Genomic DNA, 14,414 nt, shown 5'->3' with positions numbered 1-14,414 from the left:
ATGCTCGACAAGGTCGTCATCGCCAACCGCGGCGAGATCGCGCTGCGCATCCTGCGCGCGTGCCACTCGCTGGGCATCCGCACGGTCGCGGTGCATTCCACCGTGGACCGCAACCTCAAGCACGTGGCCATGGCCGACGAGTCGGTTTGCATCGGCCCGGCACCCTCGGCGCAGAGTTACCTCAACATGGCGCAGATCATCGCCGCCGCCGAAGTCACCGACGCCCAGGCGATCCACCCCGGCTACGGCTTCCTGGCCGAGAACGCCGACTTCGCCGAGCGCGTGGAGGAGTCCGGTTTCATCTTCATCGGCCCGAAGGCCGACACCATCCGCTTGATGGGCGACAAGGTCGAGGCGATCCGCGCGATGAAGGAAGCCGGCGTGCCCTGCGTGCCCGGCAGCGGCGGCCCGCTGGGCGACGACCCGGCCGAGAACGTGCGCATCGCCCGCGAGATCGGCTACCCGGTGATCGTCAAGGCATCCGGCGGCGGCGGCGGGCGCGGCATGCGCGTGGTCCAGACCGAGGCCGCGCTGGTCAACGCCATCGCCACCACCAAGGCCGAGGCCAAGGCGGCGTTCGGCAACGACATGGTCTACATGGAGAAGTTCCTGGAGAACCCGCGCCACGTGGAGATCCAGGTCCTCGCCGACGGCCAGGGCAACGCCATCCACCTGGGCGAGCGCGACTGCTCGATGCAGCGCCGCCACCAGAAGGTGGTCGAGGAAGCACCCGCCCCCGGCATCACACCGGAATTGCGCGCGCAGATCGGCAAGGTCTGCGTGGAGGCCTGCATCCGCATCGGCTACCGCGGCGCCGGCACCTTCGAGTTCCTGTTCGAGGACGGGCGCTTCTACTTCATCGAGATGAACACCCGGATCCAGGTCGAGCACCCGGTCACCGAGATGGTCACCGGCATCGACCTGATCCGCGAGCAGCTGATGATCGCCGCCGGGCAGAAGCTGTCGATCCGGCAGGAGGACATCGTCCTGTCCGGCCACGCGATCGAGTGCCGCATCAACGCCGAGGACCCGGACACCTTCATGCCCAGCCCCGGGCAGGTCAGCCATTTCCATGCTCCGGGTGGCCCCGGGGTGCGGGTGGACAGCCATGTGTACGAGGGTTACCGGGTGCCGCCGAACTACGACTCGATGATCGGCAAGCTGATCGTCCACGGCCCCGACCGCGAGACCGCGATCTGCCGCATGCGCGTTGCGCTCAGCGAGATGGTGGTGGACGGCATCCGCACCAACATCCCGCTGCAGCAGCGGATCATGGCCGACGTCGGCTTCCAGCAGGGCGGGCAGAACATCCATTACCTGGAGAAGCGGCTGAAGGAACAGAAGGAGAAGTCGCTCTCGATCGGGTGAGCCTTCCTACCGCCATGGCCTTTCTTGAACTTTCCATTCCGTGCACCGTGACCGGGCAGCCGCGCGTCGAGCGGGCGCTGGAGGACGTGGGCGCGCTGGCGGTGACGCTGGTGGATGCCCACGCCGATGCGCCCGACGAGCAGGCGATCTTCGAGCCGGGCGTTGGCCAGACCCCGTTGTGGGGCGAGATGGTGCTGACCGCGCTGTTCGAGGCCGACACCCCGCGCGAGCTGCTGCTGCAGGCCCTCGCCGCCGCCGACGAGGGCGTGGACTGGTCCTGGGCCAGCTTCCGCGAGGTCGCCGACCAGGACTGGGAACGGGCCTGGATGGACCAGTACGAACCGCTGCACTTCGGCGAGCACACCTGGATCGTGCCGTGGAACCACGAGTTGCCCGCGGCAGCGGACAACGAGGGTGCCGCGGTGGTGCGGCTGGACCCGGGCCTGGCGTTCGGCTCGGGCACCCACCCGACCACCGCTCTGTGCCTGGGCTGGCTGGACCGCCTTGCACGCGGCGGACTGCTGGAAGGCCAGCGGGTCCTGGACTTCGGCTGCGGGTCGGGAATCCTCGCGCTGGCCGCACTCAAGCTCGGCGCGGAAAGCGCCACCGGGGTGGACAACGACCCGCAGGCGCTGGCGGCGACCGCCGACAACGCCGAGCGCAACGCAGTCGACGACCGGCTGCACGTGTACCTGCCCGGCGACGAGCCGGACGCGGGCTACCCGGTCGTGGTGGCCAACATCCTGGCTTCGGCGCTCATCGAACTGGTGGACACGCTCGCCGCCCGCGTGGCGCCCGGCGGACGGATCGCGCTGTCGGGCATCCTCGCCGGCCAGGAGGACGAGGTGCTCGCGCATTACCGGCGGCATTTCGACCGGCTGCAGGTCGAGCGGCTCGAGGACTGGATCCTGATCGGCGGCATACGCCGCTGAGCCGGCGGCGACCGAGCAGGCCCGGGTAGACTGCCGCGATGTTCGTGCCCTGCCCGCACTGCGGTTTCCTGGTCGCGCTGATCGTCGGGGCCGACGCGGCGAGCCAACGCTGCCCGCGCTGCGACCGTGCGCTGCACGAGGAAGGCGGCGCTGCCGCTCCGGGCGCGGCTTCAGAGCCGGCCCCGGCCGCGGCGCCGTCCGTTGGCGACTCCACGTCCCGCGCCGGGTCCGGATCCGCCTCCGGACCTGCAGCCAGCCCCACGCCGCCACCCGCCGCTCCGCCCCGGAACAGCGGCCGTGGCGCACCGAGCTTTGCCCGGATGCGGGCGTCCGCCGTTGCCGGCACGCGCCGCTGGCCCTGGTGGCTGGCGATTGGCGTCCTGGCCGCGCTGCTGGCGCTGCAGTTGCTGTTGTCCCAGCGCGGGCAGCTGGCTGCCGACGCCGGCTGGCGGCCGCTGGTCACCTCGGCCTGTTCGGCGCTGGGGTGCCGGGTGCCGCCGTGGCGCGAACCCTCGGCCTGGAGCATGCTCTCGCGCGACGTGGTGCCCGCACCCGAGGCGCCCTGCGAGCTCGAGGTGACCGCCGCATTCCGCAACCAGGCCCGCTGGCCGCAGCCGTTGCCGGTGCTGGTGCTCTCGCTCACCGATCGCCATGGCCGCACCGTGGCCGCGCGCGCGTTCACTCCCGACGAGTACGCGCCTGGCGAATCCGTGGCCGGGGACGCCACGCACCCGGGCCGGCAGGAAGGCGCGCCGGATGCGCCGGCGCTGCTTGCCGCCGGCGAAGCCACCCGGGTGCGTTTCCGGGTGCGCGAACCGGGGCCGGAGATCGTCGCCTTCTCGTTCGAGTTCCGCTGACCGGGCATCCACGCTGCGCCGTCCGCCCGCGGCACGGTAGACTGGCCGACCCGCCCCAGGACGACCTGGCGAGCGGCGGGCGGTGACACCTCCGGGGGAACACGTTGAACGCTGCATCCGATCGCAACCTGTCCACGCTGTCCGCGACCACGCTGTCGGGCAGCAGGACGCCGCTGCGTGACCACGTCGCCACCGCCATCCGCCGCTTCCTGCGGGACATGGGCGAATGCGACGATGCCGGCCTCTACCAGGTCGCACTGCAGGAGTTCGAGGTGCCGCTGCTGACCGAGGTGCTGGCCCACTGCGAGGGCAACCAGAGCCGCGCCGCCGCGGTGCTGGGCATCCACCGGGCGACCTTGCGCAAGAAGCTGCGCGAATACGGCATGGCCTGAGGGCCAGGCGTCCCGGCCGCTATAATTCCCGGCCTTCCATGCCGGAGTCCCCCATGCACGCCGCCTCCCTGCCGCCGGTGAAGATCCGCCGCGCGCTGCTGTCCGTTTCCGACAAGACCGGACTGGTCGAACTGGCACGCGCGCTGGCGGCCCGCGGGGTCGAACTGCTGTCCACCGGTGGCACCGCGCGCGCGCTGCGCGAGGCCGGCCTGGCGGTGAAGGACGTCAGCGAGGCGACCGGCTTCCCGGAGATGATGGACGGCCGGGTCAAGACCCTGCATCCGGTGGTCCACGGCGGCCTGCTCGGCCGCGCGGGGGTCGACGAGGCGGTGATGGCCGAGCACGGCATCGGCGCGATCGACCTGCTGGTGCTCAACCTGTACCCGTTCGCGCAGGTGGCGGCCAACCCGGACAGCAGCTTCGAACAGGTGATCGAGAACATCGACATCGGCGGGCCGGCGATGCTGCGCTCGGCGGCGAAGAACTTCGCCCGGGTCGCGGTCGCCACCGACCCGGCGCAGTACCCGGCGATCACCACCGAGCTGGAAACCGGCGACGGCGCGCTGTCGGGCCGGACCCGCTTCGAACTGGCGGTGGCGGCATTCAACGACGTCGCCTTCTACGACGCCTGCATCAGCAACCACCTGTCCTCGCTGCGCGACGACGGCAGCCAGGGGCTGTTCCCGGCGCAGAACAACAGCAGCTTCACCAAGGTCATGGACCTGCGCTACGGCGAGAACCCGCACCAGGCCGGCGCCTTCTACCGTGACCGCTGGCCGGTCCCCGGCACCCTGGCGACCTTCCGCCAGCTGCAGGGCAAGGAGTTGAGTTTCAACAACCTGGCCGACGCCGATGCGGCCTGGGAGTGCGTGCGCCAGTTCGACGCCCCCGCCTGCGTGATCGTCAAGCACGCCAACCCGTGCGGGGTGGCGGTCGGCGCCGGAAACGGCGAGGCCTACGAGGCGGCCTTCGCCACCGACCCGACCTCGGCCTTCGGCGGCATCATCGCCTTCAATCGCACGCTCGACCCGGCGACCATGAAGGCGATCCTCGACCGCCAGTTCGTCGAAGTGCTGATCGCGCCGGGCTACCAGCCGGCCGCCCTCGAATACGCATCGAAGAAGGCCAACGTGCGGGTGCTGGAGATCCCGCACGGCGAGGGCCGCAACAACTTCGACGTCAGGCGCGTCGGCTCCGGCCTGCTGATGCAGGCCAGCGACAACCGCGAGGTCACCCGCGACGAGCTGAAGGTGGTGACCAGGGTGGCGCCGGACGAGGCGCAGCTGTCGGACCTGCTGTTCGCCTGGCGGGTGGCCAAGTACGTGAAGTCCAACGCGATCGTCTATGCGAAGGACGGGCGCACCGTCGGGGTCGGCGCCGGGCAGATGAGCCGGGTGGTGTCGGCGAAGATCGCCGGGCTGAAGGCCGAAGAGGCCGGCCTGGCGGTGCCGGGCGCGGTGATGGCGAGCGATGCGTTCTTCCCGTTCCGCGACGGCATCGATGCCGCGGCAGCCGCGGGGATCAGGGCGGTGATCCAGCCGGGCGGCTCGATGCGCGACAACGAGGTGATCGCCGCCGCGGACGAGCATGGGATTGCGATGGTGTTCACCGGCATCCGGCATTTCCGGCACTAGGCATGCGGCGCAATAGCCAAAGGCGTATTGCGCCGGAATCTCAACGCTCCCGCCAGATCTCCCGGTCCACGCCGTCGCCCAGTTCCGGGTGTTCGGCGATGTGGAACCGCGGCGAGGTGCCCGCATCCAGCTGCCGGTCGTAATCCCGCGTCAGCTTCACCACCACCCCGGACAGCATCACGATCGCCACCAGGTTGATCGAGGCCATGACCGCCATCGCCGCATCGGCGGCATCCCAGACCAGCTGCACCTTCGAGTACACGCCCCAGACGATCACCGCCAGCGCCGCCAGCCGCAGCACCAGCAACCCGGCCTTGCCGCCGCCCAGGTACAGAAGGTTGTTCTCGGCATAGGTGTAGTTGCCCAGGATGGTGGTGAAGGCGAAGAAGAACATCGCGACCGCGACGAAGTAGGTTCCCGCGCCACCGAAGAACACCGTCATCGCCTCCTGGGTCATCCGCACCCCGTCGTGGCCATCGCCGGCCACGCCCGACAGCAGGATCACGAAGCCGGTCGCGCTGCAGATCAGCAGGGTGTCGATGAACACGCCCAGTGACTGCACCAGGCCCTGGCTGGCCGGATGGTGTGGCACCGGCGTCGCGGCGGCGGCAACGTTGGGCGCGCTGCCCATGCCGGCCTCGTTCGAATACAGCCCGCGCTTGACCCCGTTGAGCATCGCCGCGGCGATGCCGCCCAGCATGCCGCCCGCCGCCGGCTCCAGCCCGAACGCGCTGCGCAGCACCAGCGACAGGACCGCCGGCACCTCGGCCAGGTGGGTGGCGACCACCCACAGCGCCAACCCCAGGTAGGCCACCGCCATGAACGGCACCGCCCATTCGGCGAAGCGGGCCACCGAGCGCAGCCCGCCGAAAATGATCACCGCGGTCAACACCACCAGTCCGGTGGCGATCTGCCCGCGGCTGAAGCCGAACGCGTCGCCCAGCGCCTGGGCCATGGCGTTGGCATGCACGCTGCTGAAGACCAGCCCGTAGGTCAGCAACAGCGAGACCGCGAACACGATGCCCATCCAGCGCTTCTTCAATCCCAGCGTCATGTAGTACGCCGGGCCGCCGCGGTACTGGCCGTCGCTGTCGCGGACCTTATACAGCTGCGCCAGCGCGCTCTCGGCATAGGCGGTCGCCATGCCGACCACCGCCGTGCACCACATCCAGAACAGCGCACCGGGCCCGCCGACGCCCAGCGCGATCGCCACCCCGGCCAGGTTCCCGGTCCCCACGCGCGAGGCCAGGCTGGTGCACAGCGCCTGGAAGGGCGAGATGCCGCTGGCATCGCCCGCGGTGCCACGGCCGATCACCTGCAACATGTGCGGCAGGCGGCGTAGCTGCAGGAAGCGCAGGCGCAGGGTGAAGAAGACCCCGACCCCGAGCAGGCCGTAGACCAGCACGTAGTTCCACAGCACGCCGTTGACCAGGCCCACCACAGGGCCGAGTGCGGTCTCGATCAGCGCAAGGATTGGATTCATTGGATGCAAGGAAAGACAGGGCCGCGGCATCGTAGCCCGGGCAAGGCCAAAGGCCGCACCCGGGTCGGTCAAGTGGAGCGCAACGACGTGCCCGGCCGGTAGAATCCCGGCGCATGAAGATCCTCGTCATCGGCGGCGGCGGCCGCGAACACGCCCTCGCCTGGAAGCTCGCGCAGTCGCCCCGGATCAGCGAGGTCCTGGTCGCCCCCGGCAATGCCGGCACCGCCGCAGAAGGCAAGTGCCGCAATGTCGAGGTGGCCGCCACCGACATCGACGGCCTGCTCGAGCTGGCCGGACGCGAAGGCGTCACCCTGACCGTGGTCGGGCCCGAGGCCCCGCTGGTGGCCGGGGTGGTCGACCGCTTCCGCGCCGCCGGCCAGCGCATCTTCGGGCCGACCGCGGCCGCCGCGCAGCTGGAAGGCAGCAAGGCGTTCGCCAAGGATTTCCTGGCCCGCCACGGCATCCCCACCGCGCACTATGCGGTGCATACCGACGTCGAGGCCGCGCTCGCCCACGTCCGCGAACAGGGCGCGCCGATCGTCATCAAGGCCGACGGGCTGGCGGCCGGCAAGGGCGTGATCGTGGCGATGACCCTGGAGGAGGCGGAGATCGCGGTGCGCGACATGCTCGCCGGCAATGCCTTCGGCGCGGCCGGCGCGCGGGTGGTGGTCGAGGAATTCCTCGACGGCGAGGAGGCCAGTTTCATCTCCATCGTCGACGGCCGCACCGCGCTACCGATGGCCACCAGCCAGGACCACAAGCGGGTCGGCGACGGCGACACCGGCCCCAACACCGGCGGCATGGGCGCCTACTCCCCCGCCCCGGTGGTCACGCCCGCGATGCACGCGCGGATCATGCGCGAGGTGGTCGAGCCGACCGTGCGCGGCATGGCCGCCGACGGCGTGCCGTTCACCGGCTTCCTCTACGCCGGGCTGATGATCGGAGCCGACGGCGCCCCCAGGGTCATCGAGTTCAATGTCCGCTTCGGCGATCCGGAAACCCAGCCGGTACTGATGCGGCTGCGCTCGGACCTGCTGGACCTGGTCGAGGCCGCGATCGACGGCCGGCTGGACCAAGTCCATGCCGACTGGGACCCGCGCGCCAGCCTCGGGGTGGTGATGGCCGCGGAGAACTACCCCGGCACCCCGCGCACCGGCGATCCGATCGGCAGCTGGGACGTGCCGGAACCGGAGTACAGCAAGGTCTTCCACGCCGGCACCCGGCTGGTGGACGGCCAGGCCGTCACCGCCGGGGGCCGGGTGCTGTGCGTCTGCGCGCTGGGCGGGGACGTCGCCCAGGCCCAGCGGCGCGCCTACGAGGCGGTCGCCGGGATCTCCTGGCATGGCGAGTTCCACCGCCACGACATCGGCTGGCGGGCAATCGGGCGCGAAGGCCGGTAGCCTCGGCCGATGGCCAACAACCAGTACGCGCTGCTGGGCCAGCGCCGCTTCCTGCCGTTCTTCCTGACCCAGTCGCTGGGTGCGTTCAACGACAACGTCTACCGCCAGGCGATCATTGGCATGCTGTTCTGGCTGGGCGTGTCCGGGCCGGACATGGCGCTGTACGCCAACCTGGCGCCGGCGCTGTTCATCCTGCCCTACTTCCTGTTCTCGGCGATCGCCGGGCAGTTCGCCGAGAAGCTGGAGAAGGCCACGCTGATCCGCCTCACCACGGCGATGGAGATCGCGATCATGTCGCTGGCGGCGATCGGTTTTGCCACCACCAGCATGGGCGTGCTGCTGGTGGCGCTGTTCCTGACCGGGGTGCAGTCGACGCTGTTCGGGCCGGTGAAGTACTCGATGCTGCCGGCGGTGCTGCAGCCGCGCGAGCTGACCGGCGGCAATGGCCTGGTCGAGATGGGCACCTCCATTTCCATCCTGCTGGGGATGATCGCCGGCGGCTCGATCTTCGCGGTGGCCGGCGAGCACGGGCGCTGGGTTGCCGGCGGGGCGCTGGTCGCGCTGGCGGTGACCGGGCACCTGGTCAGCCGGGCGATCCCACCCGCCGGTGCCGGGATGCCGGGTCTGAAGATCAACTGGAACCCGCTCCCCGAATCGCTGGCGGTGCTGCGGCTGGCGAAGAAGCAGCGCGCGGTGCGCAACGCGGTGCTGGGGGTCTCCTGGTTCTGGTTCTTCGGCACCGTGGTCACCAGCCAGCTGCCGGCCTACGCCGAGGCCAACCTGGGCGGCTCGGCGACGCTGTACATCCTCGCCCTGGCGCTGTTCTCCATCGGCACCGGGACCGGTTCGCTGCTGTGCGAGAAGCTCTCCGCGCGCACGGTGGAGATCGGCCTGGTGCCGCTGGGGGCGTTCGGCATGAGCGCCTTCATGCTCGACCTGTACTTCGCCCGGCCCGGCGCCGCGCCCGCGGGCGGGTTGGACGTGGCGGGATTCCTAGCGGCGGAAGGCAGCAGCCGCATCATCATCGACCTGCTGGGCATCGGCGTGTTCACCGGCTTCTTCGTGGTGCCGCTGTTCGCGCTGATCCAGAGCCGCACCCCGCGCACGGAGATGGCGCGGGTGTTCGCCGCGCTGAACATCCAGAACTCGGGCTTCATCGTCGCCGGCGCGCTGGCCGGGCTGGCGACCCAACGCTGGCTGGGCTGGAGCGTGCCGCAGCTGTTCCTGGCGCTGGCGATCGCCAACGCGCTGGTGGCGGCCTGGATCTTCACCCTGGTACCCGAGTTCCTGATGCGCTTCCTGAGCTGGGTGCTGGTGCGCACGCTGTACCGGCTGCGCGCCTCGGGCATCGACCACGTGCCGGAGGAAGGCCCGGCGCTGGTGGTGTGCAACCACGTCAGCTACATGGACGCGCTGATCCTGGCAGCGAGCATCCCGCGGCCGGTGCGCTTCGTCATGTACCACCGGATCTTCAACATCCCGGTGCTGCGCTGGATCTTCCGCACCGCCAGGGCGATCCCGATCGCCGGGGCGAAGGAGGACCCGGCGCTGATGCGGCGCGCGTTCGAGGAGATCGACGCCGCGCTGGCCGACGGCCAGGTAGTGGGCATCTTCCCGGAGGGCGCGCTGACGAAGGATGGCGATATCGCCGCATTCAAGTCCGGCGTGGAGAAGATCCTCGAACGGCGCCCGGTCCCGGTGGTGCCCATGGCCCTGCGCGGCATGTGGGCCAGCATGTGGAGCCGCCGCGACGGCCGGCTGGGCCGCATGCGCCTGCCGCGCCGCCTCCGCGCCCGCATCGAGGTCGTGGCCGCCCCACCCGTAGACGGTGCAACCACCAGCGCAGCCGAACTGGAAACCCGGGTCCGCACCCTCCGCGCCAACGCCCCGTAACCCCCCGGCGCGCCTGAAACCACGGTCCCGAAGATCCCCCGCACACGTCCATGGATGCCCGCGTACGCGGGCATGAAGGGATTCAGCGGATGCCCGCCTACGCGGGCACGACGGATGTCAGGGTCAGCTCACGAACCCGGCGATCACGAACAGCGCCAGCACCACCAGCCATCCCAGCAGGCAGCGCCACACCAGGGTCATCGCCTTGCCGGCGCGCAGCAGGCCGCCCTCCCCTTCGTACGGATCGGCGCCCGGCGCGGACGGCGGCGTGCCGTCCCAGGCCAACTCGCTGGCCACCGCGGCGCGGCCCGCGGCGCCCAGGAAGCCCGGGTCCAACCGGAACCCGGCACCACCAGCCTCGCGCCAGGCACCGATCACCCGGTCGAAGCTGCCGACCAGGGCCAGGGTGAAGCTGAGCAGTTGCGCGACCGGCCATTCGAGCCAGCGCAACACGGCGCGCGCGCCGCGCGCGGTCCCGGCCGGCAGCCGGCCGCCGGCGGCGGCCGCCGCCAGCAGCACCACCAGGCGGTAGCCGACCGCACCTACCGGTCCCAGCAGCAGGAACCACAGCAGCACGCCGAACCAGCGCCGCAGCGCATTGCGAAACACCGCGGTGACCAGGGCATCGGCATCGCCCGGGGCGATGCCGTTGTCCGACAGCCGGGCGGCGGCGTGGCGGCGGGCGAGCGGGTCCGGCCCGTCGACGACCGCCTCGACATCACGGTCCAGGTCGCGCGGCCCCCAGGCATGGAACAGCGCCGCCAGTCCGAACAGGAGGCCACCCAGGCCCCAGGCGGTGCCCGCAAACAGGGTTTGCAACAGTCCCACCAGCAAAAGCGGCGGCGCGACCGCCAGCAGCACGCCCCAGCCGCTGCGCCAGGCGTCGGCAAGCACCCGCTGCGAGGCCAGCCAGGCCAGCCAGCGGCCGAACCAGCGATGATTGCGCACGCGCGCGGCCAGGCCGGGCGCCAGGTGGCCAAGCACCAGCGCAAGGACGGTGGCGATCAGGGTCAGGGCCATGGACGGATGCTATCCCCCGACAGCGGCAAGCCAGTGTTCGATCAGCCAGCGCGCGATCGACACCCGCGGCGGCAGGGTCGGCCCGGTGCCGTCATCGGCGTGCTCGCGCTCCAGCGCCCGGCGGACCTCGGCCGGGCCGAACCAGCGGGCGTCCTCGAGCTCGTCGAACACCTGCGGCTCGTCCGGGTGCGCCAGCGCCATGAAGCCGAGCATCAACTGACCGGGGAACGGCCACGGCTGTGAACCCAGGTAGCGGCAGGCACGCACGCGCACCCGGGTTTCCTCCAGTACCTCGCGGGCCACGGTCTGCTCCAGGGTCTCGCCCGGTTCGACGAAACCGGCCACCAGCGAGTAGCGCCGCGGCACCCAGCTCGACGGGCGCCCGAGCAGCAGGCGCTCGCCGTCGGTCACCGCGGCGATGATCGCCGGGTCGGTGCGCGGGTAGTGCTCGCGCTTGCAGCCACTGCAGCGCCCCAGCCAGCCGGCGCGCTCGTGGCCGAGGGTCGCGCCGCAGATGCCGCAGTGGCGATGGCTGCGGCGCCAGTGCAGCAGCGCGCGGGCCTGGGCGAATACGCCGGCGTGGAACGCCGACCAGGAGGCGGCAGCGGTGCGCACGTCGGTCCGCTCCGGGGCATCGACCGCGACCAGCGCGGCATCCAGTGCGAACCAGGCCGTGCCGTCGCCGTCCAGGCCGAGGAAGATCGCCGCGCCCGGGCCACCGGGGCCCCGGCTGAGCTCGCCGCCGCGCGGGGCATACGGCGCATCGCCGACGGACAATGCCCGGCCCTCGGCGTCGACCAGCAGCACCCGGCCGTCCTGCCACAGGCGTGACAGCGCCTCCGGGTCCGCGCGCAATGCGTCGGCACGGTCGAGCGCGCCGGTGCAGGCGGGATCGTCGGCAACCGGGATCAGCGGGCCGTCGATGGCGAACGCGCCGCCGCCGATGAACCCGAACGGCGCGCGGTCCGCACTCACGCGGCGAACGAGGAACCGCAGCCGCAGGTGGTCTTCGCGTTCGGGTTGCGGATGACGAACTGGGCCCCGTGCAGGCTCTCGGTGTAGTCCACCGTCGCGCCCATCAGGTACTGCAGGCTCAGCGGGTCGACCAGCAGGGTGACGCCGTCGGTGTCCACGCCCAGGTCGTCCTCGGCGCGCTCTTCATCGAACTCGAAGCCGTACTGGAAGCCCGAGCAGCCGCCGCCCTGGATGAACACCCGCAGCTTGAGCGCCGGGTTGCCCTCGCTGGCCACCAGTTCGGCGACCTTGGCCGCCGCGGCCGGGGTGAATTCGAGCGGGCGCTCGATGGCGTGGTAGTCGGGCGCGTCGTCGACGCCGGGCAGGGGGACGATCTGGCTTTCCATCCCGTCAGCATGGGGCGCGCGCCGGCGCCATTCAAGCACCATCCCGTGGATGGTTCATTCCACCGCCCGCGGACCCTGGCCGGCCTGCGCCCGCGTCGCGTCGGCCCAGGTGAAGGACTGCTCGACATCAGGCCCCGACTGCGGACGCAGGTGGACGTTCACCCGCACCGGCTCGAAGCCCGCGGGCAGGAACACATCGCCGCTCACCTGCTGGAAATAGCGGAACGAGAACTCCACCCCTTCGGCATCGGGCTGCTGGCGGAGCTGGTTCCACTCCAGGGTCTGCAGCCGCCCGCCCTGCGATCCCTCGATCGACAGGCTCAGGCGACCCTCGCTGACCACCTCGCGGTCGAGGTTGCGGGTCAGGGTGGTGTCGAAATGCCAGGCGCTGTCGCTCTGCGGCTGCATGCGGATGGCGTGCACGCTCAGGCCGCGGCGCTGGCTGGTGGAGCCGACCAGCCGCTCGTAGAAGGCCACGTCCGCCCGCAGGCCGGCGATTTCCTCGTCGCGCACCGCCAGGGCGCCCTGCAGCTCCCGGTTCGCGTCGCGGCTGATCTGGTCCGAGCGTGACAGGGTCGCGCTCTTCTGCTGCTCGCCGGCCAGTTCGGTGCGGGCCTGCTCCAGCTGGCGCTCGGCACGCGCGAGTTCGCCGCGCAGGTCGCCGGCGGCCGGCGAGAACGTGCGCCACACGCCCCACAGTCCGAACAGCAGCGCCAGCAACAGCACCCCGGCGGCGATCGCCAGTGCCCGCAGGGACACGAAGGCGCCCGACACGGGCTCGCCTGCCGGTGGCGCGGAATTCTCGGGTTCGGGTTGTCCAGGTGGCGGGACGGCCATCGGGGCACCGGGTGTGGACCGGCGCCCAGACTACCCCGACCGGCGTGAGGGTCAGCCGGAAACCGCGGTGAGGTTCGCCCTTGCTTCAGGTTCCGCCGTGTCCCGGAGCGCGTCGTGCGCGGCATGGACCAGCCGCCCGGTGAGCACCGCGCCGGCGGCCATCTCCACCACCTGGTAATGCACGTCGCCGGTGATCCGCGCCTTGGGCGCCAACTGGACCCGGCCGCTGGCGTGGATGTCGCCGTCGACCTGGCCATTGATGACCACCACCGGGGCGCGGACCTCGCCCTGGATGCTGCCGCCCTCGGCCAGGGTGACGATCGCCTTGGCGTCTTCGCCGGCGATCACCCGTCCGACCACCCGTCCCTCGATGTACAGGCCCCCGTCGAAGTGCAGGTCCCCCTGCAGCACGACCTTGGGGCCGATCAGGGTCTCGACCGGGCCATCGACCGCGATCGGCTTGTTGCTCTTGAACATTCAGGCATCCCCTCGGGAATTGGGCTGCACCCAGGCCAGGGCCTGCTCGAGGCTGGTGTCCGGGCCACGCAGCGATACCCGCACCCGCTGCGGCGTGAAGCCGTCGGGCAGCATCACGCTGCCGTGCAGGCGCTGGAAGTAACGGAAGGCGAAGGACTGCGCCGGGGCGTCCTCGCGCTGGTGGAGGGTGTTCCAGTCGAGACTGGCCAGGCGCCCGTCCTGCACCCCTTCGATGGTGAAGCGCAGCTGGCCGCGGCTGGCCGAGGCGCGCTCGATGCCCTGGGTCAGCACGATGTCGTAGTTCCAGCTGCCACCGGCCTGCGGGCTGAACTCCGCCGAGTGCACGTTCAGGTCCTGGCGCGGTGCGTCCCCGGCGGCGATGCGCTCGTAGAACGCCAGGTCCGCCTTCAGCCGGGCGATCTCGCCCTCGCGCTCGGCGAGCTCCTGCTGGATCGCGCGGTTGGCGGCGCGACTGACCTGGTCGGACCTCTCCAGCAGCACGTGCTGCTGGCGCAGCCGCTCGACCTCGGCGGTGGCCGATTGCAGTTCCCCGCGCAGCGCCGCGGCCCCGGTGCCGGGAATCGCCAGCGCCTGCACCGGCGCGGCGTGCCAGCTGGCCGCCGCCCACGCGGCGACCAGGCTCAGCACCCAGCCGCAGGCCAGCGCGGGCCGCAACAGGCGGCGGCGCGGCGCTTGCCGCACCACCTGGTAGCGTTGGATTTCCCCGGGTATGTCCATGTGCACGGGGGCGCATGCGCGC

General features: G+C 71.3%; 14 protein-coding genes. 7 read left to right on the top strand and 7 right to left on the bottom strand.

Annotation, left to right across the window (positions count from 1 at the left end; all coding sequences use genetic code 11):
- The 5 genes from accC to purH all read left to right on the top strand — a co-directional run bounded on the left by accC (position 1) and on the right by purH (position 5,183).
- A complete protein-coding gene (gene accC, locus LY625_RS12290; protein ID WP_233740599.1) occupies positions 1-1,368 on the top strand; it encodes an acetyl-CoA carboxylase biotin carboxylase subunit in 1,368 nt (455 codons plus the stop codon).
- A 14-nt stretch (positions 1,369-1,382) separates the two neighbouring features.
- A complete protein-coding gene (gene prmA / locus LY625_RS12285) occupies positions 1,383-2,300 on the top strand; it encodes a 50S ribosomal protein L11 methyltransferase (RefSeq protein WP_233740598.1) in 918 nt (305 codons plus the stop codon).
- Between the two features lie 320 nt (positions 2,301-2,620).
- Positions 2,621-3,157, top strand: a complete 537-nt coding sequence (locus tag LY625_RS12280; RefSeq protein WP_233740597.1) for a DUF3426 domain-containing protein — start codon at positions 2,621-2,623, stop codon at positions 3,155-3,157.
- Positions 3,158-3,261: 104 nt separating this feature from the next.
- A complete protein-coding gene (locus LY625_RS12275; RefSeq protein WP_233740596.1) occupies positions 3,262-3,549 on the top strand; it encodes a helix-turn-helix domain-containing protein in 288 nt (95 codons plus the stop codon).
- A gap of 53 nt (positions 3,550-3,602) precedes the next feature.
- Positions 3,603-5,183 carry a bifunctional phosphoribosylaminoimidazolecarboxamide formyltransferase/IMP cyclohydrolase gene (gene purH / locus LY625_RS12270; RefSeq protein WP_233740595.1) on the top strand — a complete coding sequence of 527 codons (1,581 nt, stop codon included), beginning with the start codon at positions 3,603-3,605 and terminating at the stop codon, positions 5,181-5,183.
- A 40-nt stretch (positions 5,184-5,223) separates the two neighbouring features.
- On the opposite strand, the gene LY625_RS12265 is transcribed toward purH, so the two are convergent.
- Positions 5,224-6,666, bottom strand: coding sequence for an alanine/glycine:cation symporter family protein (locus LY625_RS12265; RefSeq protein ID WP_233740594.1), 1,443 nt, complete (start codon positions 6,664-6,666; stop codon positions 5,224-5,226).
- 113 nt (positions 6,667-6,779) lie between these two features.
- On the opposite strand from LY625_RS12265, the gene purD reads away from it, so the two are divergent.
- Entirely contained in the window at positions 6,780-8,066 is a 1,287-nt protein-coding gene (purD, locus tag LY625_RS12260) for a phosphoribosylamine--glycine ligase (protein ID WP_233740593.1), read from the top strand.
- 9 nt (positions 8,067-8,075) lie between these two features.
- The gene (locus tag LY625_RS12255; RefSeq protein ID WP_233740592.1) at positions 8,076-9,959 is read left to right on the top strand and encodes an MFS transporter; all 1,884 of its coding nucleotides are present in this window, start codon (positions 8,076-8,078) and stop codon (positions 9,957-9,959) included.
- Positions 9,960-10,082: 123 nt separating this feature from the next.
- Here the strand turns inward: LY625_RS12255 and LY625_RS12250 are convergent, their stop codons facing one another.
- The 6 genes from LY625_RS12250 to LY625_RS12225 all read right to left on the bottom strand — a co-directional run bounded on the left by LY625_RS12250 (position 10,083) and on the right by LY625_RS12225 (position 14,392).
- On the bottom strand, positions 10,083-10,979 hold the full coding sequence (locus LY625_RS12250; RefSeq protein ID WP_233740591.1) for a hypothetical protein: 897 nt from the start codon (positions 10,977-10,979) through the stop codon (positions 10,083-10,085).
- 9 nt (positions 10,980-10,988) lie between these two features.
- Positions 10,989-11,903: an NAD(+) diphosphatase gene (gene nudC / locus LY625_RS12245; protein WP_233740632.1), complete on the bottom strand. Its 915-nt coding sequence runs from the start codon at positions 11,901-11,903 to the stop codon at positions 10,989-10,991.
- Positions 11,904-11,950: 47 nt separating this feature from the next.
- On the bottom strand, positions 11,951-12,340 hold the full coding sequence (gene erpA / locus LY625_RS12240; RefSeq protein ID WP_233740590.1) for an iron-sulfur cluster insertion protein ErpA: 390 nt from the start codon (positions 12,338-12,340) through the stop codon (positions 11,951-11,953).
- Between the two features lie 54 nt (positions 12,341-12,394).
- The gene (locus LY625_RS12235) at positions 12,395-13,114 is read right to left on the bottom strand and encodes a DUF6776 family protein (RefSeq protein ID WP_233740589.1); all 720 of its coding nucleotides are present in this window, start codon (positions 13,112-13,114) and stop codon (positions 12,395-12,397) included.
- Between the two features lie 114 nt (positions 13,115-13,228).
- Positions 13,229-13,654: a polymer-forming cytoskeletal protein gene (locus LY625_RS12230; RefSeq protein WP_343223492.1), complete on the bottom strand. Its 426-nt coding sequence runs from the start codon at positions 13,652-13,654 to the stop codon at positions 13,229-13,231.
- Entirely contained in the window at positions 13,655-14,392 is a 738-nt protein-coding gene (locus tag LY625_RS12225) for a DUF4349 domain-containing protein (RefSeq protein WP_233740588.1), read from the bottom strand. It lies immediately after the preceding gene.
- Positions 14,393-14,414 lie beyond the last annotated feature (22 nt).

The sequence above is a fragment of the Lysobacter sp. GX 14042 genome, assembly GCF_021390425.1.
GTDB lineage: Bacteria > Pseudomonadota > Gammaproteobacteria > Xanthomonadales > Xanthomonadaceae > Novilysobacter.
This window is presented reverse-complemented; position numbering and strand designations above follow the sequence as displayed.

Coding starts and splice junctions, on each gene's coding strand:
- LY625_RS12225 (WP_233740588.1), bottom strand. CDS start 14,392: ATGGACATACCCGGGGAAATCCAACGCTACCAGGTGGTGCGGCAAGCG.
- purH (WP_233740595.1), top strand. CDS start 3,603: ATGCACGCCGCCTCCCTGCCGCCGGTGAAGATCCGCCGCGCGCTGCTG.
- LY625_RS12255 (WP_233740592.1), top strand. CDS start 8,076: ATGGCCAACAACCAGTACGCGCTGCTGGGCCAGCGCCGCTTCCTGCCG.
- erpA (WP_233740590.1), bottom strand. CDS start 12,340: ATGGAAAGCCAGATCGTCCCCCTGCCCGGCGTCGACGACGCGCCCGAC.
- LY625_RS12250 (WP_233740591.1), bottom strand. CDS start 10,979: ATGGCCCTGACCCTGATCGCCACCGTCCTTGCGCTGGTGCTTGGCCAC.
- accC (WP_233740599.1), top strand. CDS start 1: ATGCTCGACAAGGTCGTCATCGCCAACCGCGGCGAGATCGCGCTGCGC.
- prmA (WP_233740598.1), top strand. CDS start 1,383: ATGGCCTTTCTTGAACTTTCCATTCCGTGCACCGTGACCGGGCAGCCG.
- LY625_RS12230 (WP_343223492.1), bottom strand. CDS start 13,654: ATGTTCAAGAGCAACAAGCCGATCGCGGTCGATGGCCCGGTCGAGACC.
- LY625_RS12280 (WP_233740597.1), top strand. CDS start 2,621: ATGCGGGCGTCCGCCGTTGCCGGCACGCGCCGCTGGCCCTGGTGGCTG.
- LY625_RS12265 (WP_233740594.1), bottom strand. CDS start 6,666: ATGAATCCAATCCTTGCGCTGATCGAGACCGCACTCGGCCCTGTGGTG.
- purD (WP_233740593.1), top strand. CDS start 6,780: ATGAAGATCCTCGTCATCGGCGGCGGCGGCCGCGAACACGCCCTCGCC.